The organism is Streptomyces sp. NPDC005494 (assembly GCF_042872025.1).
Lineage (GTDB): Bacteria > Actinomycetota > Actinomycetes > Streptomycetales > Streptomycetaceae > Streptomyces.
In genome coordinates, this window is sequence record NZ_JBIAJR010000016.1 from 25,223 (window position 1) to 48,764 (window position 23,542).

General features: G+C 71.1%; 20 protein-coding genes. 11 read left to right on the plus strand and 9 right to left on the minus strand.

The annotated features are described in order from the left end of the window. Nucleotides 1–42 precede the first annotated feature (42 nt). Both ACFYQ6_RS33010 and ACFYQ6_RS33015 read left to right on the plus strand, forming a co-directional pair. Entirely contained in the window at nt 43–2,487 is a 2,445-nt protein-coding gene (locus ACFYQ6_RS33010; protein ID WP_388766511.1) for an RICIN domain-containing protein, read from the plus strand. Nucleotides 2,488–2,569: 82 nt separating this feature from the next. Then, nucleotides 2,570–4,921: an AbfB domain-containing protein gene (locus ACFYQ6_RS33015; protein ID WP_388766513.1), complete on the plus strand. Its 2,352-nt coding sequence runs from the start codon at nt 2,570–2,572 to the stop codon at nt 4,919–4,921. A gap of 129 nt (nt 4,922–5,050) precedes the next feature. Here ACFYQ6_RS33015 and ACFYQ6_RS33020 read toward each other — a convergent pair whose 3' ends face one another. Then, nucleotides 5,051–5,890, minus strand: a complete 840-nt coding sequence (locus ACFYQ6_RS33020; protein WP_361581258.1) for a phytanoyl-CoA dioxygenase family protein — start codon at nt 5,888–5,890, stop codon at nt 5,051–5,053. 205 nt (nt 5,891–6,095) lie between these two features. Between ACFYQ6_RS33020 and ACFYQ6_RS33025 the strand changes: the two genes are divergently transcribed. Further along, nucleotides 6,096–7,115, plus strand: a complete 1,020-nt coding sequence (locus tag ACFYQ6_RS33025) for a LacI family DNA-binding transcriptional regulator (RefSeq protein ID WP_388766516.1) — start codon at nt 6,096–6,098, stop codon at nt 7,113–7,115. 82 nt (nt 7,116–7,197) lie between these two features. Here the strand turns inward: ACFYQ6_RS33025 and ACFYQ6_RS33030 are convergent, their stop codons facing one another. Both ACFYQ6_RS33030 and ACFYQ6_RS33035 read right to left on the minus strand, forming a co-directional pair. Then, nucleotides 7,198–10,539 (minus strand): LamG-like jellyroll fold domain-containing protein, encoded by a 3,342-nt coding sequence (locus tag ACFYQ6_RS33030; protein ID WP_361581264.1) that lies wholly within the window; start codon nt 10,537–10,539, stop codon nt 7,198–7,200. Nucleotides 10,540–10,711: 172 nt separating this feature from the next. After that, on the minus strand, nt 10,712–13,147 hold the full coding sequence (locus ACFYQ6_RS33035; protein WP_388766518.1) for a GH92 family glycosyl hydrolase: 2,436 nt from the start codon (nt 13,145–13,147) through the stop codon (nt 10,712–10,714). Nucleotides 13,148–13,370: 223 nt separating this feature from the next. Between ACFYQ6_RS33035 and ACFYQ6_RS33040 the strand changes: the two genes are divergently transcribed. The 7 genes from ACFYQ6_RS33040 (at nt 13,371) to ACFYQ6_RS33070 (ending at nt 17,653) form a co-directional block, all read left to right on the plus strand. Further along, entirely contained in the window at nt 13,371–14,102 is a 732-nt protein-coding gene (locus tag ACFYQ6_RS33040; RefSeq protein WP_388766520.1) for a VOC family protein, read from the plus strand. A gap of 131 nt (nt 14,103–14,233) precedes the next feature. Further along, nucleotides 14,234–14,794 carry a quercetin 2,3-dioxygenase gene (locus ACFYQ6_RS33045; RefSeq protein ID WP_361581269.1) on the plus strand — a complete coding sequence of 187 codons (561 nt, stop codon included), beginning with the start codon at nt 14,234–14,236 and terminating at the stop codon, nt 14,792–14,794. Continuing rightward, the gene (locus ACFYQ6_RS33050) at nt 14,776–14,949 is read left to right on the plus strand and encodes a DUF1427 family protein (RefSeq protein ID WP_361581272.1); all 174 of its coding nucleotides are present in this window, start codon (nt 14,776–14,778) and stop codon (nt 14,947–14,949) included. Before ACFYQ6_RS33045 ends, ACFYQ6_RS33050 begins: the two co-directional genes overlap by 19 nt. Beyond that, nucleotides 14,946–15,230 carry a DUF1427 family protein gene (locus ACFYQ6_RS33055; protein WP_388766523.1) on the plus strand — a complete coding sequence of 95 codons (285 nt, stop codon included), beginning with the start codon at nt 14,946–14,948 and terminating at the stop codon, nt 15,228–15,230. Before ACFYQ6_RS33050 ends, ACFYQ6_RS33055 begins: the two co-directional genes overlap by 4 nt. Beyond that, the gene (locus ACFYQ6_RS33060) at nt 15,217–16,185 is read left to right on the plus strand and encodes an amidohydrolase family protein (RefSeq protein WP_388766526.1); all 969 of its coding nucleotides are present in this window, start codon (nt 15,217–15,219) and stop codon (nt 16,183–16,185) included. The genes ACFYQ6_RS33055 and ACFYQ6_RS33060 overlap by 14 nt, the downstream gene beginning before the upstream one ends. Before the next feature lie 36 nt (nt 16,186–16,221). Next, nucleotides 16,222–17,133 carry an alpha/beta hydrolase fold domain-containing protein gene (locus tag ACFYQ6_RS33065; protein WP_388766528.1) on the plus strand — a complete coding sequence of 304 codons (912 nt, stop codon included), beginning with the start codon at nt 16,222–16,224 and terminating at the stop codon, nt 17,131–17,133. 76 nt (nt 17,134–17,209) lie between these two features. Beyond that, nucleotides 17,210–17,653, plus strand: a complete 444-nt coding sequence (locus tag ACFYQ6_RS33070) for a MarR family winged helix-turn-helix transcriptional regulator (protein ID WP_388766530.1) — start codon at nt 17,210–17,212, stop codon at nt 17,651–17,653. A 62-nt stretch (nt 17,654–17,715) separates the two neighbouring features. Here ACFYQ6_RS33070 and ACFYQ6_RS33075 read toward each other — a convergent pair whose 3' ends face one another. The 5 genes from ACFYQ6_RS33075 to ACFYQ6_RS33095 form a co-directional block, all read right to left on the minus strand. Next, nucleotides 17,716–18,132 (minus strand): hypothetical protein, encoded by a 417-nt coding sequence (locus ACFYQ6_RS33075; protein WP_388766532.1) that lies wholly within the window; start codon nt 18,130–18,132, stop codon nt 17,716–17,718. A 317-nt stretch (nt 18,133–18,449) separates the two neighbouring features. Next, nucleotides 18,450–20,351, minus strand: a complete 1,902-nt coding sequence (locus ACFYQ6_RS33080) for a rhamnogalacturonan lyase (protein WP_388766534.1) — start codon at nt 20,349–20,351, stop codon at nt 18,450–18,452. 37 nt (nt 20,352–20,388) lie between these two features. Continuing rightward, nucleotides 20,389–20,727 carry a YkvA family protein gene (locus ACFYQ6_RS33085; protein ID WP_361581292.1) on the minus strand — a complete coding sequence of 113 codons (339 nt, stop codon included), beginning with the start codon at nt 20,725–20,727 and terminating at the stop codon, nt 20,389–20,391. A 41-nt stretch (nt 20,728–20,768) separates the two neighbouring features. Then, nucleotides 20,769–21,026: a WhiB family transcriptional regulator gene (locus ACFYQ6_RS33090; protein ID WP_388766537.1), complete on the minus strand. Its 258-nt coding sequence runs from the start codon at nt 21,024–21,026 to the stop codon at nt 20,769–20,771. Nucleotides 21,027–21,150: 124 nt separating this feature from the next. Continuing rightward, nucleotides 21,151–22,008: a helix-turn-helix transcriptional regulator gene (locus ACFYQ6_RS33095; RefSeq protein ID WP_361581297.1), complete on the minus strand. Its 858-nt coding sequence runs from the start codon at nt 22,006–22,008 to the stop codon at nt 21,151–21,153. A 289-nt stretch (nt 22,009–22,297) separates the two neighbouring features. On the opposite strand from ACFYQ6_RS33095, the gene ACFYQ6_RS33100 reads away from it, so the two are divergent. Beyond that, nucleotides 22,298–22,765, plus strand: a complete 468-nt coding sequence (locus ACFYQ6_RS33100; protein WP_388766540.1) for an ATP-binding protein — start codon at nt 22,298–22,300, stop codon at nt 22,763–22,765. 19 nt (nt 22,766–22,784) lie between these two features. On the opposite strand, the gene ACFYQ6_RS33105 is transcribed toward ACFYQ6_RS33100, so the two are convergent. After that, nucleotides 22,785–23,504: a ribonuclease H gene (locus tag ACFYQ6_RS33105; protein WP_361581302.1), complete on the minus strand. Its 720-nt coding sequence runs from the start codon at nt 23,502–23,504 to the stop codon at nt 22,785–22,787. Nucleotides 23,505–23,542 lie beyond the last annotated feature (38 nt).

Consider the following 23,542-nt stretch of genomic DNA (forward strand, 5'->3'; position numbering starts at 1 on the left):
TCGTCCCTCCCTGTCCTGCAGAGCAGAAGCGGAGCCCCCACGATGCCCCTGAACCGCAGACAACTCGTGACCGGCGCTCTGGCCACCGCCGCCGCGACCGCCGCGGCGGGCCGCTGGGCCGCCACGGCGACCGCCGCCGGCGGCGTGGCGGCACCGGCGCGCGGAGGCCACTACTCCCCCAACGCCGCCCCGCTGCACCCGACGGCGTTCCTCAGGCTGCCGCCGGGGCAGGTCACCCCCCGCGGCTGGCTCGCCGGCCAGCTCAGGCTCCAGCTGGACGGGCTCTGCGGCCGCTACGAGGAGTTCTCGCACTTCCTCGACTTCCAGGCCTCCGGATGGGTCCGCCCCGACCGGGGAGGCTGGGAGGAGGTCCCCTACTGGCTCAGGGGATACGCCGACCTCGCGATCGTCACCGGGGACGCGACGGCCCTGGCGGCCACGCGCAGATGGATCGACGCGATCCTGACCACACAGCAGTCCGACGGTTTCTTCGGCCCGAAGTCCCTGCGTACCTCGCTGAACGGCGGCCCCGACTTCTGGCCCTTCCTGCCCCTGGTCCAGGCACTGCGCTCCTGGCAGGAGTACGACGGCGACACCCGCATCATCCCGTTCCTCAGCAGGTTCTTCCGCTACATGAACGCGCAGGGCCCCGGGGCCTTCGACACCAGCTGGATCGCGCTGCGCTGGGGCGACGGCCTCGACAGCGTCTACTGGCTGTTCAACCGCACCGGCGACACGTTCCTGCTCGAACTCGCCGACAAGATCCACCGGTACGGCGCCGACTGGGGCGACAACCTGGTCGACCCGCACAACGTCAACATCGCACAGGGCTTCCGTGAGCCCGCCCAGTACGCCCTGCGCAGCGGCTCGGCGCAGGACACCCGGGACACGTACGGGACGTACGCCAAGGCCATGGCCCTGTACGGCCAGTTCCCCGGCGGCGGCTTCGCCGGGGACGAGAACGCCCGGCCGGGACACGGCGACCCCCGGCAGGGCTTCGAGACCTGCGGGATCGTGGAGTTCATGGCGAGCCACCAGTTGCTCACCCGGATCACCGGCGACCCGCTGTGGGCGGACCGCTGCGAGGAGCTCGCCTTCAACTCGCTGCCCGCCTCGCTGGACCCGTCGGGAAAGGCGATCCACTACGTCACCAGCGCGAACAGCGTCGACCTCGACAACGTGCCCAAGCGTGACCGGCAGTTCCAGAACGGATTCGCCATGCAGGCGTTCCTGCCCGGCGTCGACCAGTACCGCTGCTGCCCGCACAACTACGGGATGGGCTGGCCCTACTTCGTGGAGGAGCTCTGGCTCGCGACGCCGGACGGCGGTCTCGCCGCGGCGATGTACGCCGCCTGCGAGGTCACGGCGAAGGTCGCCGACGGCACGGAGGTCACCTTCACCGAGGAGACGGACTACCCCTTCACGGACACGGTCACGCTCTCCCTGTCGGCCCCGCGCCCGCTGCCCTTCCCCCTGGTGCTGCGCGTCCCCGCCTGGTGCGCCGAGCCGGACATCCGGGTCAACGGTCAGCGGGTCACCGCCCCGGCCGGCCCCGCCTTCACCCGGATCGAGCGGACCTGGGCCGACGGCGACAAGGTCACGCTGCGCCTCCCGCAGCGGACCACCGTGCGCACCTGGACGGACAACAAGGGCTCGGTCAGCGTGGACCACGGGCCCCTCACGTACTCCCTGCGCATAGGGGAGTCGTACGAGCGCATCGGCGGGACCGAGCAGTTCCCGGAGTACGCCGTCCACGCGACGACTCCCTGGAACTACGGCCTCGTCCTGGACGGGGCCCGCCCGGCCCTCTCCTCGCGCCGCCGTTCCACCCGCCTCACCCCCGGCGACAACCCCTTCACACTCGGGAACACCCCGCTCGTCATGACGGCACGCGCCCGCCGCATCCCCGAGTGGAGCGCCGACGACGAGCACGTGGTGGCGCCGCTCCAGCAGAGCCCCGCGCGCAGCGCCGAGCCGGTCGAGGAGGTCACCCTCGTCCCGATGGGCGCGGCGCGGCTGAGGATCACGTCGTTCCCGACGGCGAACCCGGACGCGGCTGCCTGGCTCGCGGACCGGTGGTACCGCATCGGCAACCGGCACTCCGGCAAGGTGCTGGGGGTGGACCTCATGTCGACCGCGAACAGCGCCCACGCCGTCCAGTTCGGGGACACCGGAACGGCCGACCACCTGTGGCGGCTGGTGCCCGACGGCGACGGCTGGTACCGCATCCGCAACCGGCACTCCGGGAAGGTGCTCGGCGTGGATCTCATGTCCACCGCGAACAGCGCCCACGCCGTCCAGTTCGACGACAACGGCACCGCGGACCACCTCTGGCAGCTCGTGCCCGACGGCGACGGCTGGTACCGCATCCGCAACCGCAACTCGGACAAGGTGCTGGGCGTGGACCTCATGTCCACAGCCGACAGCGCCCACGTCGTCCAGTACGACGACAACGGCACCGCGGACCACCTCTGGCAGCTGATCTGAGGGCCGGGCCCGCCACCCCCATGGACACTTCCCGCGCCGCTCCGGCGCGGGAAGTCCTTCCCTCCGTCGAGGAGATCCCGCAATGACATCCGCATCCGCACCACGCCCTCGCACCTGGTGGAGACGGTTAACCGCCGGCACCGGCCTGCTGGCGCTGCTCGCCACCGCACTGGTGGGAGCCGGCACCTCCCCGGCCTCCGCCGCACCCGCCGCCTGGACACCGAAGCCGGCCCCGATGACGACGCCGTGGACGAACCAGGTGCCCGTCGACAGCCCTCTTCCGGAATATCCCCGCCCGCATCTGACCCGCCCCGACTGGACGAACCTCAACGGCATCTGGGACTTCGCAGTGACCGGCCGTGACGCAGGTCAGCCCGCGGCCTTCCCCGAACAGATCAGGGTCCCGTTCGTCGCGGAGTCCTCACTCTCCGGCATCAAACGGAAGATCACCGAGAACGACAAGCTCTGGTACAAACGCACCTTCACCGTGCCGTCGAACTGGAACGGCCGCCGCGTCGTGCTCAACTTCGGCGCGTCCGACTGGCAGAGCACGGTCTGGGTCAACGGCACCCAGGTCGGCGCCCACAAGGGCGGCTTCGACTCGTTCTCGTACGACATCACACCCCAGCTGAACGGCGGTACCAACACCGTCGTCGTCTCCGTCTACGACCCCACGCAGACCGGCGGCCAGGCCGTCGGCAAGCAGCGCGTCAACGACGTGAACCCGCACGCGGGCGGCGGCATCTTCTACACCGCGGCTTCGGGCATCTGGCAGACGGTCTGGCTGGAGCCCGTCGCGGCCTCGCACGTCACCCGGCTGGACATGACGCCGAACCTCGGCAACAGCACCCTGCGCGTGAAGGTGCAGGCGGCCTCCGGGGCCGGGCGGACCGCACGGGTCACCGTGTCCAGCGGCGGCACCGTCGTGGGCACGGCGACCGGAACGCCCGGCAGCGAGATCTCGGTGCCCGTCCCGAGCCCGCGGCTGTGGAGCCCGGAGGACCCGTTCCTCTACGATGTGCGCGCCGAACTCCTGGACGGGACCGCCGTCGTGGACTCGGTGGGCAGTTACGCGGGCATGCGGTCCATAGCGGTGGCGAAGGTCGACAACATCCTGCGCCCGGTCCTCAACGGGAAGTTCGTCTTCCAGACCGGCACGCTCGACCAGGGCTACTGGCCGGACGGCATCTACACGGCTCCCACCGACGCCGCGCTGAAGTCCGATCTCCAGGCGCACAAGGACCTCGGGTTCAACATGGTCCGCAAGCACATCAAGGTGGAGCCGCAGCGCTGGTTCTACTGGGCGGACAAGCTGGGCCTCCTCGTCTGGCAGGACATGCCGGCCATGGACACCGGCAAGACGCCCGACAGCGCGGCACGGACCCAGTGGGAGGCGGAGTACCACGCGATCATCGACCAGCACCGCAGCTCGCCCTCGGTGGTCATGTGGGTCAACCAGAACGAGGGCTGGGCGCAGTACGACCAGGCGCGGATCGCGAACGAGGTCAAGGCGTACGACCCGTCCCGCCTGGTCAACAACATGAGCGGGGTCAACTGCTGCGGCTCCGTGGACGGCGGCAACGGTGACGTGGTCGACAACCACATCTACGTCGGCCCCGGCAACACGGCACCCACCGCGACCCGGGCCGCCGTCCTCGGCGAGTTCGGCGGGCTGGGATGGAAGGTACCGGGCCACGAGTGGTTCCCGGGCGGCGGCTTCAGCTACGAGGACCAGGCGAGCACCGCCGCGCTGAACAACCGCTTCGTGGGACTTCTCGACGCCATCCGGATCGGCCAGCTGCCGGCGGGGCTCTCCGCCTCGGTCTACACGGAGATCACCGACGTCGAGAACGAGGCGAACGGGCTGCTCACCTACGACCGGCAGGTGGTCAAGGTGGACACCGCCCGGGTGAAGGCCGCCAACCAAGCCCTCATCCAGGCATCGAGGACTCCGGCGCCCCCGGTCACCCTGCCCACCGGCCAGTACAGGTCCCTCCGGGTCACCACGCCGGGGCACACCACCAAGTACCTGCGCCATTCCGAGGCACTCGCCTACACCGCGGTCGTCGACAGCGGCAGCGGCGCGCTGCTGAAGAACGACGCCACCTGGAAGATCGTCGCGGGCCTGGCGAACAGCAACTGCTACTCGTTCGAGTCCCGCAACTACCCGGGCGAGTACCTTCGCCACCGGGACTTCCGTGTCCGCCGCGACGCGAGCGACGGCTCGGCACTCTTCAAGGCCGACGCCACCTGGTGCGCGGTCTCCGGTCCGGGCGGAGTACGGCTGACGAGCGCCAATCTGCCGGGCAGCTACATGCGCCACATCGGCTCCGAGGTGTGGCTGGCCACGCCCGGTGGCGGTCATGCCTGGGACAACGCGGCCACCTTCACCGAGGACACCACGTGGGCGGTGGAGGCACCCTGGGCACCGTGAGGTGAGTACCGGGGTCCGGTTGCCTCCGTGCCGCCGGACCCCTTCCGTCAGGCGTCCCCCATGGCCCAGGCCGCGGGACTCCTGCCCGTCAGGCGTCCCCCATGGCCCAGGCCGCGGGACTCCTGCCCGTCAGGCGTCTCCCATGACCAGGCCCTCGATGGTGTGCTTCTGCACGATGGGGGTCAGTTCCTCCACCACCGGGCAGTGCAGATGGGCCCGTACCCGGCCGGGCAGCGACGCCCAGTACTCCCGCGTGACCGCCATGTCGTGCTGGGCGTCGTTGCCCGCGCCCGGGGCGTCCACGCCCAGCACCAGCACGGGCCGGGCGTCGGGCGAGTGGTTCGCCGTGCCGCGGTGGATCGTCAGGGCGGAGCGGGCGGAGATGTCGCCGCGCTGCGGGTACTTGCGCTCGGCGAGCGCGGTGTAGCGGGGGTAGTCCTCGCGGGGCGGGAACATGGCGTGCCCGAAGCGCGCGTCGTCGTCCCACTGGGTACCCGGCGCGATCTCGAAGGGGCCCATGTCCTCGCGCGTGTCGACGGCGGTGAGGTTGAAGGCGAGCGAGGTCAGCCTGCGGTGGTGGCGCGTGGCGTCCGGCATGGGGAAGTCCCGGTGCCAGGGCTGGTTCACGGCTCCTGCCAGTGGCACGTCGAAGCCCAGCTCGACGATCCGGTAATCGGCGCCGAGGACGGCCTCGCACACGCTCCGGACCCACGGGTGGTCGACGAGCTCCACGAAGCCGCGCAACTGCTCGGGGTGGATCTCGACGTAGTAGCGGTGGGGTCCCCTGCCGACGGCCCCGCCCTCCCGGCCGCGGGCCTCGGCGAAGGCGATGTCGATGTCCTCCCGCATCCGGTCGGCCCACTCCGGGGCGAAGGCGCCCCGGTGTGCGGTGATCCCGGCCGTGTACAGGTCCCGGACAGCCGCGTCCGGGTGCGGGACCGTAGCGGCGGAGGCAGCGGCCTCATGCATGGGAGTGTCCTTTCGTCGGAGGAGCGGAGCACGACAGCCGTGCCCCAGTGATGTCCACCGCGGGGAGCGACGTGCGCCGCCGCCCATGTTGCAACGTTGCAACCAACGTGGCAAGAGTGGTGACGCACGAAGTGGGGCACCACCTGTTACGGTCACTGCGCAGAGGGCGCGGTCCGCCGCCCCGCGCACAGAGGACAGGAGCACCGTGGCCGCGAGACTCAAGGACGTCGCCGAGCTCGCGGGCGTGTCCGTGCGGACCGTCTCCAACGTCGTGAGCAACACGGCCGCCGTCGCCCCGGACACGCGTGCGCGGGTCATGGCCGCGGTGGAGGAGCTGGGCTACCGCCCCAATCTCGCCGCCCGCAATCTACGGCAGGGGCGCACGGGGCTCATCGGACTGGTCGTTCCCGAGATCCACTCCCCCTATTTCGGGGCGCTGACGGGTCTTCTCATCGACGCGGCCCAGGCGCGCGGCTGGACGGTGCTCCTGGAGCGGACCGGCGGGCGGGCAGATCTGGAGAAACGGCTTCTCGACGGCTCGAAAGGCCAGCAGGTGGACGGAATGATCGTCAGCCCCTGGTCGACGTCTCCGGCCGAACTCGCCTCACTCGCGGGCAGCCTGCCCCTGGTCGTCCTCGGCGAACTGGACCCGCTCGGGTCGATCGACCATGTCGCCCTCGACAACGTGGCGGCGGCGCGAGCCGCCGCCCAGCACCTGGTCTCCCTGGGCCGCCGGCGCGTCGCCGCGATCGGGCTCCAGTCCGCACTCGGGCACGGCACGGCCGAACTGCGCGCCGAGGGCTTCCGGCTGGGCCTGGAGGATGCCGGGCTGAGCCCGGTGGCCGAGATCGAGGTGGCGGATCTGCACCGTGCGGAGGGCGCGCGAGCCCTGCGTGAGCTGCTGCTCCTGCCCGAGCGCCCGGACGCCGTCTTCTGTTTCAGCGACGAACTGGCCCTGGGGGCCCTGCGTGTGGCGGCCGAACAGGGCGTGCGGGTGCCGGAGGACCTGGCGCTGATGGGGTTCGACGACATCGAGGACGGCCGGTTCTCCGCCCCGTCGCTCTCCACGATCGCCCCGGACCGGGAACAGATCGCCGAGCGCGCGGTGCAATGCCTCGCCGAACGTGTACTCGGCCGGCTCGACGCCCTGCCGGCGCGCCGGGTCGTCGTCCCGCACCGGGTGCTGGTCAGGGAGAGCACCGGAGCCACCGTCACCCCCGTGTGATCCGGAGTCAGGACGTGCCTGCGCTCCCGGCGGTGCGGCGCTGTCGCTCGCACCGCCGGGAGCGGTAGCCCGGGCCGGGGCCCTACGGCTGTTCGCCGTCGTGGAGCGCGGTCACCTCCTGGTCGGTGAGCGCCTTGTCGTACACCTTCACCTGGTCCACGGAACCGTTCCAGAAGTCGGTGTTCGAGCCGCCCCACTTGGCACGGCCGACGGACAGCGCGCCGGTGCTCACGTCGGCGGTGCCGGCCGCCGCGGTGGCGGCGAGTTCACCGTCGACGTACAGCTTGATCTCGTCACCGCTGCGCACGCCGACGAGGTGGTACCACTGGCCGAGCTCGGGCTTGATCTCCAGCCGCGCGCGGTGGGCACCCGGGGTGGAGAAGGCGAACCCGCCCTGCCCGTACTGGAGGTAGAACGGGTTCTCCTGGCGCCGGCCGTCCTGGCTGACGACGGTGGCGTAGTTGCCCGGCAGCGCGTCCAGCGACGCCCAGGCCGAGACGGTGTAGTCGCCGGTGGTGTCGACGACCGGCCCTTCGGTCTGGGCGTACTGGCCCTCGCCGTCGAACTTAAGCGCCGAACCCTGGACGCCCGGCGCCCAGGTCGTGCCCTCGGAGAGGGTGAGGTCCTTGTGGTTCGGGCCGCTGTCCGCCGCCGTGGTGCCCTTGTTCTCGTCCAGGGACCAGGCGCCGCCGCCCTTGACCTCGTCGCGCTCGCCCGCTGCGGCTCCGGCCGCGATGACCTCCTCGTTGATCTTCCGCACCTTGGCGGCGTCGACCTTGATCTCACGGCGGTCGTACGTCCAGAGGCCGTTGAGCTCGTTCTCCAGGTCGGTCACCTGGGTGTAGATGGAGCCGGACAGCTCGGCGCCGGCCGCCTCCAGGTAGTACGTGCGGGTGTTGTCGACGTACTTGGCGGTCAGGGCGTCCTTGTCGGCGACACCGCTGTAGATCGCGGTGGGGGCACCGGGCCACATGCGGCCGGGGATGCGCAGGGTGAAGCCGCCGTGCTCACCGTCGATCGCGGCGCGCGTCTCGTCCGGGAAGGCCGGGTCGGTGTTGTTGTAGTCGTGGTGGTCGATGATGTCGCCCTTGCCGGAGTCGCCCTTCGAGTTGCAGCAGTTGACACCGCTGTGGGCGCTCACCACCCGCGACGGGTCGGCGGCCTGGACCTTCTCGGTGATCTTGCCGGTCTCGGTCCGGTCCCACTCGCCCCAGCCCTCGTTGAAGACGATCCAGGCACCGATCGACGGGTAGTTGTGCAGCTGCTCCATCATCTCGGCACCCTGGTCGAGGAAGGCCTTCTGGCCCTTCTCACCGGTGATGTTGCCGGAGACGAAGTCCTGCCACACCAGCAGACCCAGCTGGTCGGCGTGGTAGTACCAGCGGGCCGGCTCCACCTTGATGTGCTTGCGGACGGAGTTGAAGCCGAGGTCCTTCTGCGCCTTCAGGTCGAAGACCAGGGCCTTGTCGCTGGGCGCCGTGTTCAGGCCGTCGGGGTAGAAGCCCTGGTCGAGCTGGGCGAGCGAGAAGAACGGCTTCCCGTTGAGCACGAGCTTCTGGTAGCCGCCGACCTCGGCGACGCCGAACGAACGCATACCGAAGTAGCTGTCGACGGTGTCCTTGGAACGGCCGTCCTTGAGGGTGACCTCCAGGTCGTACAGGTACGGGTCGTCCGGCGTCCACAGGTGCTGCTTGGCGACGGGGAGGCTCAGCTCACCGTTGGCCGGACCGGTGACCGTCCCGACGACCTTGCCCTTCTTGTCACGGGCGACGGCCGTGACCCTGGCGGAGTCCGACGCGTTCTCGGAGTTGACCGTCACCGAGAGACGGCCCTTGCCGATGTCCGGAGTCGTCTTCAGCGAGTCGACCGCGGCGGGAGCGACGGGCTCCATCCAGACGGTCTGCCAGATGCCGGAGGAGGCGGTGTAGAAGATGCCGCTCGGGTTCGCGGACTGCTTGCCCGTCGGCTGGTCGGCCCCGGTGGTGTCGGTGACCGCGACGACGATCTCCTGAGGGCCGCTGCCCTTCAGCGCGTCGGTGATGTCGGCACTGAAGGCGGTGTAGCCGCCCGTGTGCTCGGCGACCTGCTTGCCGTTGACCCAGACCCGCGCGTGGTGGTCGACGGCGCCGAAGTTGAGCTTCAGACGGTCGTCGCTGCCCCGCTTGCCGACCGACCAGCTCTTGGGCACCGTGACGAGCTTGCGGTAGAACATGTGGTCTTCGTGGCGCTCCAGCCCGGAGAGCTGGGACTCGACGGGGTAGGGCACGGTGATGCGCTCGTCGAGCTTCTTGCCGAAGACGGGCTGCTCACCGGCAGCGGCTCCCGCGAACTCCCACTGGCCATTGAGGTTCTTCCAGTCGTCGCGGACCTGCTGCGGCCGGGGGTACTCGGGCAGCGGGTGGTCGCGGTCGACCTTGTCGCCCCACGGGGTGGTCAGCCGGTGCGTGGAGAGGTTCTTCGCCCTGCGGCTGATCTCCGGGACGGCCTCGTCACCGTTCTTCAGGCTGCCCTGGCCGTCGTACGCGAACCGGACCTGCTGGCCCTTCTGGACGGCCGCGTCCAGCGTGACGACGAGCGCCTTGCGGTTGTCGGACGCCCTGACGACCGACTTCACCGGCATCGGCGTCGTGTCCGCCTCGACCTCGAGGTGGTCCTTCAGGCCTTCGACGCCGCTGAGATCGTGGTCGAACGTCGCCTGCAGCTTCAGACCGTTCTCGGCGACGCTCAGCGCGACCGGGTAGACCTCGAAGTCGGCGGGCGGGGTGAAGGCGGACTCGGGCACGATCTGCTTGGCGAGCCCGGCACTCGACCAGCGCAGGAACATGTTGGCCCCGCCGATGTCCTGGAACATCTCCAGCCGGAAGGTGTGCTTCTCACCGGCCTTCAGGGCGACGGGCGCGCTCGTCTGCTCCTTGTCCCAGTCGGGCACCCAGTGGTCGATGACCGGCTTGTCGTCGATGAAGAGCCGGAAGCCGTTGTCACCGATCGCGGAGAAGGTGTAGTCACCGTCCTTCGGAGCCTCGATCTGCCCCGTCCAGCGGGCGGTGGTGTGCTCGGTCCGGCCGGTGGCCGACTCGAACGCCCCGGTCAGACCCGGGAAGTTGATCTCCGGGTCGAGCGCGGTGGCGCCGAGCTCGGCGAAGTCACGGGCGCCCGGCGCGGACATGGCGAAGTACTCGCCCTTGAGTCCGTGCGGCTCGGTGGACGGGTCGTCCTTCACGAACGCCGGTGCCGAGGCGGCCCCTTCGGCGGGAGCGGCGGCGGGAGTCGCGGAGGCGGCGGTCGGGACCAGGGTGGCCCCGACAGGAAGCAGCAGCGCCGCCGTACAGGCGAGCGTTCTCAAAAACGTGCGGGGGCGGACTAGTTGTCGTATCAAGGCGTCGTCCTCGTCGAAGAAGCCGGAGTGCTCCGAACCGCGAAGCACTGCACATAGTCGAACATTGAGCCACAGCCCCAAACACCTGACAACGGTCGTGCACGCAGAATTTTCAACGATAGAAAATCGAGACCTCGCTCCTGCCCGGCGCCGGGCATGCCGGACCCGGTGGGCGGCGTCTCGCCGCCCACCGGGTCCCGGTCCGGGCTCTGTCGAGGTGTTACCGAGGGAGACCCGCAGGTCCGGTGGCCCAGGACGTGTTGGGCCGGTCCGCGAGCCGGTAGGTCAGCGCACCTCCCCTGGTGACCAGCCGGGCGTCCGTCCACGACCTGTCGCTCGCCCGTCCGTCGACCGCCACCGCGTCGATGTACGGATGTGTCGCATCGGCCTGCGGGGCGCTGATGGTGATGTCCCCGCCCTGCGGCCGGCCGAGCACGGCCGACGGGAAGAGCGGCGCCCCGAGCAGCATGGTGGCGCTGCCCGGCGTCTGCGGGTAGATGCCCAGGGCCGAGAAGACGTACCAGGCCGACATCGTGCCGAGGTCGTCGTTGCCGGGCAGGCCGCGCGGACCGGTCCCGTACACCGTGCCGACGATCTCGCGTACGGTCTCCTGCGTCTTCCACGGCTGCCCGAGCGCGTTGTAGAGCCACGGGGCGTGGATGCCCGGCTCGTTGGTCGGGTCGTAGCGCAGCGCGTCACCGCCCTTGACCGACCAGGAGCCGTCCGCCTTGTGGAAGAACGCGTCCAGCCGCTTCGCCGCGACGTCCCGGCCGCCCATGGCCTCGGCCAGGCCCTGCACGTCCTGCGGGACCATCCAGGTGTAGGTGGCGCTGGTCCCCTGGGCGAAGCCCCGGTCACTGCCCGGGCTGAACGGGGTCACCCAGGAACCGTCGAGGTTGCGCGCCTGGATGTAGCCGGTGGTGCCGGAGCCGTCGCCGGCCTCGGGGTTGAAGACGTTGCGCCACCAGGTGCCGCGCTCCTCGAAGGCGGCGGCCTCCTCGTCACGCCCCAGGAGCCGGGCCCACCGGCCGAGCGCCGCGTCGGCGACCGCGTCCTCCAGTGTCTCCGCCGCGCCGCCCCAGCAGTGACAGACGTCCTGGGCCGCGTAGTGGGACTCCAGGTACTGGGCGAGGTTGGGGCGCTGCCCGGTGCACTGACCGGGGCAGCCCGCGTCGGAGAGGCCGTCGGGGTGCGGCACCGTGGCCTGGTGGGCCAGCGACTCGAAGGCTCCCTCGTAGTCGAAGTTGCGTACACCCATGGCGTAGAACGTGGCGAGGGTGGCGGCCGTGGGGTCACCGGTCATGACGTGGGTGGCGCCGTTGATGTGCACCCAGCGGTCCCAGACCCCGCCGTTCTGCCGTGCGAAGTTGTACAGGGACTGGGCGAAGTCACCCGCGATCCTGGGCTTGAGGAGCGCGAGCAGCTGGATCTGGGCGCGGTACTGGTCCCAGCCGGAGAAGTTGCTGTACTGCGCCTTCTGGCCGCGCGTCACGCGGTGCGGCTTCCCGTCCATCCCGGGGTAGCGGCCGTCGGTGTCGCTGATCAGGTTCGGCTGCATCAGCGAGTGGTACAGCGCGGTGTAGAACGAGGTGCGCTGTGCGTCGCTGCCGCCTCCGATCCGTACGGAGGCGAGCTCGCGGTCCCAGGCGGCGGCTCCCGCACGGGCCACGTCGTCGACGCTCTGCCTGGGCGCGATCTCCTTGCGGAGGTTGGCCTCGGCCCCGGCCTGGCTGACGTAGGAGATACCGATGCGCATGCGGACGTCGTCGTCGGCCGAGGTGTCGAACCCGACCCACCCGCCGGAGCCCCGTCCGGCGCGGTCGGCGCCCGTGGCGTAGCCCTCACCGCCGCTGCCACTGGTCGCACCGGGTGCGAGGGTGTTGTCGCGCCAGGTACCGGTGGAGGCGAAGTCGCGGTCGAAGGAGGCGCTGAAGTAGAGACGGTAGTAGCTCTTGCGGTTGTTGGTGCCGCCGTTGGCACGCCGGCCGCAGAACGCGCCGGTGAGGACCGAGCCGGTCACCTTGCGGTGGGCGGTGTCGATCTCGATCTCCGCGTCCTCGCTGCCGTTGAGGGAGTTGGACACCCTGAAGAGCAGGTTGGCGGGCTTGTCGGCCGGGAAGCTGAAGTCGGCCACGCCGGCACGCTCGCTCACGGCCAGGTCGGCGGTGGCGCCCGAGTCCAGCCCGACGGTATAACGGCCGGGCACGGCACGTTCGTTGTCGTGCGAGAAGCCGGAGGCGTAGACGGCGTCCTTGGAGTCGGCCGACGGCGAGGAGGTGACGTCGCCGACGAACGGCATGATGGGCACGTCACCCGCGGCGCCGGGGTTGCACCCGGCACCGTTGACGTGGGTGAGGCTGAGTCCGCGCATGCGGGTCACGCCGTACTCGTAACCGTTGGCCGCGCCGGTGCTCGTCTGGTCGCCGGTGGTGCTGGTGGGCGACCAGGCGATCATCCCGTACGGGCGGACCGCGCCGGGATAGGTGTTGCCGCCGTTCGCCGTGCCGATCATCGGGTCGACGTAGGCCGTGGGATGCGCGACGAGCGGGGCAGCCTGCGCGGCCGGGGGCAGGACGGCCCCGGCCAGGGCTCCGGTGAGGACGAGAGCGGCGGTCCGTGCGGTGAACCGCCGGGCCGGGGACGGTCTGGAGGGCATGTTCGCGGAATACCTCCGGTAGCGGGGACAACGTTGTCAGTGCCGCTCGGTGCGCGACGCTGGACAGCATTGATCGATTGCGGCCGAGCGTAGATGCCCCCGACGTTCCAGGGAATGCCCTCGACGGTGCCGAGCGGTGAACGAGTGGTGAACGGGGGCGGGAGAGACGCTCCTGACACGATGTGACCTGCCGCCCTGGCCGAGCCACCACTGGAGGAGCATCGTGATCCGCTGGACGTACGCCTTCGTCGACCGCCCCGCCCCTGCCGCCGGACGCGCCACCGCGTTCTGGGGCGCGGTCACCGGGACCCTTCCTTCCGCACCCTGGGGCGAGCGGGGCGAGTTCACCACCCTGTCCCCCGACGGGGCGGACGCCTGCCTGGTGACCCAGGTCGTGGGCGGGCCGGGCGGCGCCCATCCGGATTTCGCCGTGGAGGACATGGCCGTGTTCAGCGCCCGGGCGCGGCAGTTGGGTGCGACGGCCGTGTCGACGAGCCCGGAGCTGGCCGTGCTGCGCTCCCCAGGCGGCCAGGCGTTCTGCGTCGTCCCGTGGCGCGGGCAGCGGACCCGCCCGCCGGTCCTCACACACCCGGAGGGCATGACGAGCCGGCTGGACCAGCTCTGCCTGGATGTGGCGCCGGCCGCGTTCGACGCCGAGGTGGCGTTCTGGACGGAGCTGACCGGCTGGGACTCGCGCCCCGGCGACCACCGGGAGTTCCACGTGCTGCGCCCGCCCGCAGGCGTACCGGTGCGCCTGCTCGTCCAGCGCCTGGACGAGCCCCGCGCCGCTTCGGCCCATCCGGACCTCGCCTGCTCGGACCTCGCGGCCGGACGGATCCTGCACGAGCGGCACGGCGCGCAGTTCGTCGGCGACGGTGACGGTTGGACGGTGATGCGGGACCCGTCGGGCGGCATCTACTGCCTCACCGGACGCGATCCCGCCACGGGGGAATAGGCCACCCGGGCCGTCGCGCCCCGGCCTCACCCCAGGCCGCACCACCCCGCGACTCCATCCCTGCCCCTTCACGCCCAAAAAAACGTCAGGTAACCTGACGATCCCATCGGAGCCGATCCCGGAGGTCCGCCGTGACCATGGAGTACGCCACCTCGTACCGCACCCGCTCCCACATCCCCCCGGAGCCGGGCAAGCCGTATTTCATCGAGAAGGGCATGGGCGACCGCGCCCATCTCTTCGGCGACCTCGTCACCGTCTACGCCGGCGGGGAGCAGACCGAGAACGCCTTCAACTTCTTCACCGTCGAGGGCGCGAAGGGCGACATCATCCCCGCCCACCTGCACGCGGACACCTACGAGGTCTTCTACATCGGCAGCGGCGCCGCGCGGCTCTTCGTCGAGGACCAGGAGGGCGAGCAGTACGAGAAGCTGCTGACCACCGGCGACTTCGGCTTCGTGCCGAAGAACTGCCCGCACGCCTACCGGATCGAGCGCCACAACAGCCAGATCATCGGTGTGGCCGCGGGGCCGGGCGGGACCTTCGAGCGCTTCTTCGAGAACCTCGGTACGCCGACCGAGGAGCTGACCCTGCCGCGCGAGCCCTATGTGCCCGAGCCCCACAAGTTCGGGACGGTGCCGCAGCGGTTCGATGTGCGCTTCATGCCCGAGCAGACGTGGCGCACCCAGAGGTGACGGCCACGTCGTACGCCGGCGCGCTGGGCGCGGGCCTGGTCACAGGCGCGCTGTACGCGTTGCTCCGGGTGAAGTCCCCGGCGCCGCCGCCGACGGCACTGTTCGGGCTGCTCGGCATGCTGCTGGGCCAGGCACTACTGGCGGCCGTCCTGTGAGCGCGCGCGCCGCGTGGCGCGGGGCGGCCGTCTCGCTCGCCGCCGGCCTGCTGATGGGGGCCGTCCACCAGCTCATGGGCGTCCCCTCCCCCGCGCCGCCGTTGGTCGGCCTCACCGGACTGCTCGGCATCGTCCTGGGCGAACGCCTCGTGACGGCCCGCCGGGAGATGTCCGCCCGGCAGGGCTCCGGCCACCCGACCGCCCCCGCCGCCCCCGACAGCACCCGGCGCCCGCCGCGCCCGGGTGAACACCCACAGGAGAGTCACGATGGCAGGCAGTGAGAACCCCGGACTCGTCGACGTCCACGCACATTTCGTGACCGACTCCTACGTGCGCCGCGCACGCGCCGCGGGCCACGAGCTTCCCGACGGCGTCCCCGCGTGGCCCAGCTGGTCGGCCACCGAGCACCTGGAGCTGATGGACCGCGGCGGAATCAGCACCGCCGTGCTCTCGGTGTCCTCCCCCGGGGTCCACTTCGGGGACGACGCGGCGGCACGTGCCCTCGCCCGTGAGGTCAACGAGGACGGCGCGCAGACGGTCCGCGACCATCCCGGGCGCTTCGGGCTGTTCGCGTCCCTGCCGTTGCCCGATGTCGAGGCTTCGCTGGTGGAGGCCGCCTACGCCCTGGATGTGCTGGGGGCGGACGGCGTCGTCCTGGAGACCAACACCCACGGCGTCTATCTGGGCGACCCGCGCCTCGAACCGCTCTTCGCCGAACTCGGACGCCGCGAGGCCGTGGTGTTCGTGCATCCCACGTCACCGGTGTGCTGGGAGCAGTCGGCACTGGGCCGGCCGCGCCCGATGGTGGAGTTCGTCTTCGACACCGCGCGGACGGTGACCGACCTGCTGTTCGCCGGTACGCTGCTGCGTCACCCCGGGCTCAGGGTCGTGGTCCCGCACTGCGGCGGCGCGCTCCCCGTGCTGGCCGACAGGATCAACGGCTTCATGCGGTTGTTCATGCCGTCCCAGGACGGCGCCCCGGACGCGGTCGCCCAGCTGCGGGAGCTGTACTACGACGTGGCCGGCCCGGCGTTCCCCCGGCAGGTTCCCGCGCTGCTGAACCTCGCCAGGCCCGAACGGCTGCTGTACGGCAGCGACTACTGCTGGACCCCGGCGCAGGCCGCCGTCGCCCACGCTGCCGAGTTCACCGGGGCTCCGGACCCGGTGGAAGGCACTTCCTGGCCGGCGCTGACGACACGGAACGCCCGGGTGCTGCTCCCCCGCCTGTCCCGCTGACAGGCTGTCCCGCCCGCACCTCACGAAAGGCCGGCCATGACGCCACCCGAAGTCCCGCCCGTACCCTTCGAGTTCCCGGCCCCGCCCGATCCCGCCGCGCTGCCGCTGCCGCCGGCGGCGCATCCCGCTCGCGGGGTGAAGCTGCTGCGGGGCGTGGTGTACGAGATGCACGGGGGCAGCCGCCCCCTGGAGCTGGACCTGTGGCTGCCGACGGGAGGTGACGCGCCCGCCCCCGTAGTCGTCTTCGTGCACGGCGGCGGCTGGCGCACCGGGCTGCGGGACGACATGGGGCCCCGCTTCCGCTCGTGGCGGCCCGGGCCCTTCGCCCGGCTCGTCGAGGCCGGCTTCGCGGTCGCCTGCCCGGACTACCGCCTCAGCGGAGAAGCGCAGTTCCCCGCGCAGCGGGACGACCTGGCCGCCGCGCTGCGCCTGCTGCACGGCAGGGCGGGCGAGCTCGGCATCGACGCCTCCCGGACCGTCCTGTGGGGCGAGTCCGCGGGCGCGCACCTGGCCGCCCACACCGCACTCACCACAGGGGTGACAGGCATCGAGCCGGTGCGCGGGTGCGTGTGCTGGTACGGGCCCAGCGACCTCGGCGCTCTCGCCGAGGACCACGAAGGCGCCTTCGACCCCGACGATCCGGGCACCTTCGAGGCGCTTCTCCTCGGCACGGCGCCCGGCGCCGACGCGGGGCGGGCGACGGCGGCGAGTCCCGTGGCCCACGTCACCGCGCAGGCCCCGCCCTTCCTCCTCCTGCACGGCACGGCCGACACCGTGGTCCCCGCCCGGCAGAGCGTCCGACTCGCCGAGGCGCTGCGCGAGGCGGGGGTGTCCGTCGATCTGCGCCTGGTCGAGGGGGCCCAGCATCTGTGGAGCGGGATCTCCGACGAGCGGGTCGCGGAGTGCTTCGGGACGTCCGTGGAGTTCGCCCTCGGTCACACCCGCTGACGGGGCGGCGGGCAGGGAGCCGCGCGGGGGCGAGCGGTCGTTATGCTCGGGATTCCCCCCTGCCCCACGAGGAACGATGACCGACGCCGCACGGAACATGCCCCAGCTGCTCGGCGAAGCCAAGCGCTGGTTCGACGACGCCCTGCTCGCCGGGATGCGTGCCGCGGGTGAACAGCCCGTGACCGCCGCACAGGCGGCGGTCTTCGCGTCCCTCGATCCGGAGGGCACCTCGATCTCCGAGCTGGCTCGCCGGATGGGGGTGACCCGTCAGACCACGCACCAGGCGGTGCACAGCCTGATCGGCATGGGAATGCTGGACCAGACGGCGGACCCGGACTCCGCCCGGTCCCGCATCGTGCGCTTCACCCCCGACGGCGCGCGGGCCCACGAGCGGGCGCAGATCATGCTCGCCGAGATAGAGGCGATCCTGGCCGAGCGCATCGGCGACCAGGCCGGCCGGCTGCGCGACATCCTGACACGCCCCTGGGGCGAACCGCCCCGGCTGACGCCCGGTTCCTGAACCGCACGCGGACCTGCCGCGCAGTGATCCGGAGGTGAAGCCCGGGACCACGCGGTGACGGGTCATGCCGGGCACGTACCGCCTGCGGCTTGGTACTCGCTGGTGCCGGCGGGCAGTCCGGCTTCGGCCGCTCCGGCCGCGCCGAGGATGTAGCGGCCGTTGGCGAGACGCCGGTCGTAGGAGTCTCCGCCGGTGGAGCACTCGATGCCGACCAGGTAGACGGCCTCTTCGGTGAGTTCGGCTTTGACGGCCTTGTAGACGAGCTCGAGACCTTCGGTGGTGTCGACTTGGACGAGGACGGTCCGCTGCAGCCCCGACGTGTCCTGCTCGATGATCCGGTAGGCGGGTTCGGGGGCCTGCTTGCTGTCGCCACGCGTGGTCGTACCGGGCTCGGGACTGCTGCCGTCGCTGTCGTTGCAGCCGACGAGGGCGAGGACGACGGTGGCTGCCAGGAAGATCGTCCCGATTGCGGCTCTCACGTGGTTCGGTGTCCTTTGCGTAGGTGATGCAGTCATCTTGGCGGGCCGACCGGCCACGCGTCATGGATTCGCGTCGATTCGCCCGCATCTACGACAGCGGCCCCGAACGTGGGCCGCGTCAGTGAGCTGTTCAAGGGCGACGGTGAGCTCCCCGGCTCCGCTGGGGCCGGCTGGATCCTCCCTCGGGGCGGGACACCTCCACCAGGTAGAACTTCTCGCCCCGTCTCTCCCCCGAGGCCTCCGCCGACGAGAACGGCGGCTTCGAGGAGTGACCTCGAAGCCGCCGCTCCGTGACTGGCGCAACCGGGCTTTCCCGGCTACGGCGTCGTGACGACCGGCCGCGGCGCGGTCGCCATGCCGCTCCCGATGGCGAAGCTCGGGTGCGGCGGCTGGTTGTAGGCGGTGTTCTGCCACGCGAGCCCCGTGCGGTACATCGTGTCGTGGAGCAGCGTGGTGATCTTCGTACCGGTCTCGTGCGGCGTGGAGTAGATCCGCAGTGCCGTGTTGTTGGTGGTCGCCCAGACCACTTCCTCGCGCCAGTCGCCGAAGATGTCGCCGGAGAGCGCGGGCGTGGCCTTGGTGCCGTTGTTCGAGTGGACCGAGGACCCGGTCAGCAGACGGGTGTCGCCGGAGGTTCCGTACTTGTCGATGTGGTCGCCGTCGAGGAGTTCGCGGGTGGTGTCCCCGTCCCACCAGGACAGGAAGTTCGAACTGGACGGCTTGCGGCTGCTGACGACGTCGCCCTTCGGGCCGCGCACGCCGGAGACGGCGGACGACCAGGACTCGGCGCCCGCGCTGCCGGACCAGATGTCAGCGGACACGCCGCGCCCGTTGTCGCCGCTCGCCGGGGTGGACCAGAGGATCTGACCGGTCTTGACGTCCGCCATCCACGAGGACGGCTTCGAGCTGTCCTCGTCGACCTTGAACTCCTCGAGACCCGCCCTGGACGGGTCCAGGTCCCCGACGTGCATGGCGTCGCCGTGGCCGTTCTTCGTCGTCCACAGCCCACTGCCGTTGTCGTCCACGGCCATGGCGCCGTAGATGATCTCGTCCTTGCCGTCGCCGTCGGCGTCGGCGATGGACAGCTGGTGGTTGCCCTGGCCGTCGTAGCCCTTGCCGGTGTTGGTCGAGCTGTTCGTGTCGAAGGTCCAGCGCCGCGTGAAGGCGCCGCCCCGCCAGTCCCAGGCCGCGATGACGCTGCGCGTGTAGTAGCCGCGCGCCATGATCAGGGAGGGCCGCGCACCGTCCAGATAGGCCGTGCCCGCGAGGAAGCGGTCGACCCGGTTGCCGTACGAGTCGCCCCAGGAGGACACCGTGCCGCGCGCGGGGACGTAGTCGACGGTGCCCATCGCCGCACCGGTCTTCCCGTTGAACATCGTCAGGAACTCGGGACCGGACAGGACGTAGCCGGAGGAGTTGCGGTAGTCGGCGGAAGAGCTCCCGATCACCTTGCCGGCTCCGTCGACGCTGCCGTCGGCGGTCTTCATCGCCACCTCGGCCTGGCCGTCACCGTCGTAGTCGTACACCTGGAACTGCGTGTAGTGCGCGCCGGAGCGGATGTTGCGGCCCAGGTCGACGCGCCAGAGCCTGGTGCCGTCCAGGCGGACCCCGTCGATGATCGTGTTGCCCGTGTAACCGGACTGGGAGTTGTCCTTGGCGTTGGTGGGCTGCCACTTCAGTACGAAGTCGAGGGCCCCGTCGCCGTCCAGGTCACCCACGGAGGCGTCGTTGGCCTCGTAGGTGTAGGCGACCCCGTCGGGTGTGGTGCCTCCGGAGGGCGGGCTGATGGGGACGTCCTTGTACCCGGCGCGGAACTGGATCGCGTGCACCGAGTCGGCCTGCTCCACCCCGTTGACGACCGCACGCACCGTGTAGTCGGCGGTGGCGGGCGCGCCGGAGTGGAAGTAGTTGGTCGACGCGGTGACCGGTGAGGCGTTGACCTTGGTGCCGGCCCGGTAGACGTTGAAGGACACGTTGTCGGGGTCGGTACCCAGCCAGCGCCAGCTGACGAGGTTGCCGCTGTCCGTGTGGACGCTCACGACACCGCGGTCGAGCGCCTCCGCCTGCCGGGCGGTGGCGGCCTGCGAGGCGGGGCCGAGGGCGACGAGCCCGCCTGCGGCGAGCAGCCCGGCCGTCAGCGCGCCGACGATCGCGCGCGTACGGGTGATGCGGCGTCCGCGGTGGGGAGGGGAAACGGGGCGGGGAAGCAGAGGCTCCACGAGAGGCACCTTCTGGCAGGGGACGGCTTACGCCCCCTCAGTTGCTCCCCGACACCGAAAGGTTGCCGCCGGATTCCTTCGGCGTGGTGCTTTCCCGTCCCCGCCCCGCGCCGGCCGCGTGCGCCGCTGCGTGCAGCGAGCGCAGGGCCAGCAGCAGGAAGCCGATGTCGTCGAGGTACACGGGGTCCGGCAGGAGATCGACGGGCGAGACCGTGTAGATGACGGCCGCCCAGAAGAGGGCCTTGCCGCGGAAGGGTGTTCCCGCGTCGACGAGCAGCTTCCTCGCCCGGATCACGCGCACCAGGAGGACGGCGGCGAAGCCCGCCACGAGCAGGAGGACGAGCGCGCCGATGCCGATCCATACCCAGGTGTCCATGACTCATCTTCTCCCGGCGCGGCGGCCGGGGGCGACGGGTGTCATCCGTGGCTCCTGACCTGGCGCCGCGACCGGCGGCGCTTCAGGGCACGCCGTTCGTTCTCGTCCATGCCTCCCCACACGCCCGCGTCCTGGCCGTTCTCCAGGGCCCAGTCCAGACACCGTTCCTGGACGGGGCAGGTCCTGCAGACCGCCTTGGCCTCCTCGGCCTGCACGAGCGCCGGGCCGCTGCTGCCGATGGGGAAGAACAGGTCGGGGTCCTCTTCGCGGCACGCCGCGAGTGTGCGCCAGTTGTCCATCTTTCTCACTCCCTGTCGAGCGGGACGGTCCCGCCGATCGCGTGGTTCGCGCTTGGTTGCTACGGGTCGCGCACTGTGTCGCGTGACCGTCCCAGGCCGTTCGAAACCCCAACGGGCGCGTTCTTCAGAGGTTTCCGGCACTTCCGCCGTCGAGAGGCAGGGGTGTGCCCGGGTGCGGAGCGCCGGCGCAGGCGCCGTCGAGGCGGATGCGGTAGTCCATGACCACGCCGGGTTCGTCGACGATGTCCACCCTGCTTCCGGGAATCTCCAGGACCGCGCGGTCACCGATCTCCGGGGCCGCCACCCGGAGCAGGTGCAGGGCCGGAACGCCCGTCATGGGGTGTGGCGGGAAGCCGAGGGGCACGACCTGGACCGTGAGGTGCTGCCGGTGTCCGGCCTCCTCGATCAGCGCCCGCTGCCCCCGCATCACCCGCGGGCCCCCGACCTGTGTGTGCAGGGCCGCGGCGGGGCAGAGGGCCCACAGCACCGCTCCGCTCTCCTGGAGGCGCCGCTGCCGCTCCCCGAGCAGTTCGACACGCCTCTCGCGCCGTGCGGGGGACTCGTCGGGGTACAGGGCGCGGCACAGCGCCGCCTCGTAGTCGGGAGTGCGCAGGAGCTCGGGAACCAGCGCGGGGTGCCAGGTCCGGACGAGCCGGGCGGAGGACTCGATGCCGATGACCTCCTGCTGCCACGGCTCCATGGTGTCCCGCCAGTGGTGCCACCAGCCGGGCAGGTTCGCCGTGGCGAGCCCCGTCATGATCGGCTCGGCCTGGGCGGCGGGCACCCCGTAGCGCTCCAGGAGGACACGGACCTGATGGGCGTCCAGCCCGGTCTCCGCGCGCTCGATGCGCCGTACGGTGGCGGGGTGTGCACCCAGTGCCACGGCAGCCGCCTGGAGACTGACGCCTGCGCGCTCCCGCAGCATCCGCAGACGCGCCGCGAGGACGCGGTGCTCGACCGTGGGGCCGGATCGGGGCCTCATCGACACACCTTCCTCGCGGGCTCCCGCACGCGGTGAGGCCTTGCACGGAGCGGGTTCCGGCGCGAAGCGGGTTCCGCCTGGACGTAGCACCGATGAACACAAACGGAATTGTTCGTTCATTCTGTGCCTTGCAAAGTATGCCCTTTGCACGGAGAGTACGAACATGTCGGAAATAGTCGCGTGCGTGCGCCTTGCCCCGGAGAGCTCGGGCGGGCGCAGCGCACAGAGCTGGTGGATACCCCGCCTCCCCCGGGGCGTCCCCGAAGCAAGGCACCGCGTGCAGGAAGCCATGCGGAGCTGGGGAGAGCCCGACGAACGTGTGGAGACCGCCGCCCTGGTGGTGACCGAGCTGGTCACGAACGCCGTGGAACACACGGCGGGCCGCCGGATCCGGTGCCGCCTGCTGCGCACCTCCGGACGGGTCCGCATCTGCGTGTGGAACCGCCGCCTGCGGAACGGACCGCCACTCCCCGGGCCCAGAGTCCCCACCGCAGGGCCGCACACGCACCGTGACGGGCAGCCCACCCACCCGCACGGCACCGCCGGGGAGCGGGTTCACGCTCCGCTCGTGCCCGAGGGCATGGAGGGCCCGGGTCCGACGCCCGTCACCGGACGTGGGGGGACGGACGAGCCGGACGGATTCAGTCTCACCTCGATAGCCGAGGGCGGACGCGGCCTGATGCTGGTGGACACGCTGGCGGCACGGTGGGGAACCCGCACCAGCGTCTCCGGCCGGCTGGTCTGGGCCGACATCTGAGCACCCCGGACGGCTCACCTCAGACGAGCGCCCGGCACTCCGGGTGGCCCCAGCCGTTCGGGTTCTTCGCGATGAGGTCCTTGGCGGCGTACGGCTTCCCGCACTGGCACCGGCCCGCGAATTTCGCCTTGATCGTCGTACCGGATCGCGCCGGCGCAGCCGAGCGCGCGGATCCGCTTCCCGCTCCGCCTCCTGCCACGCCCGTGGACCGCGTACCGCCCGACCGGCTCTTCGTGGAACGGGCAGGGGCAGGTACAGGCAGGTCAGCGGTGCCGTAGGCGGTTCCCGCCGCCTGCTGCGAGACGGCCACCTCGCTCGCGGCCTGGTCGGCCAGCGCGTTGAGCGGATCGCCGTTCACCTGGTGGGCCGGCACGTAGCGGAACTCCACGCTGCGCCCGGACAGCAGTTCGTCGATCCCGACGACCAGTTCACGGTTGGCGACCGGCTTGCCCCCCGACGTCTTCCAGCCGTTGCGCTTCCAGCCCGGCAGCCACTTCGTGACCGCGTTCATCGCGTACTGCGAGTCCATGCGCACCTCGACGGGCACGGCGGGATCGGTGGACCTCAGCAGCTCCAGCAGGGCGGTGAGCTCGGCGACGTTGTTCGTGGCCGTCCCCAGCGGGCCCGCCTCCCATCGCTGGGGGCTGCCCTGGCCGTCGGCCACGACCCATGCCCAGGCCGCAGGTCCCGGATTGCCCTTGGATGCCCCGTCACACGCGGCGATGATGCGCTCGTTCATGCCCCTGATCATGCCAGCCCGAAGACCTGGGGCCGGCT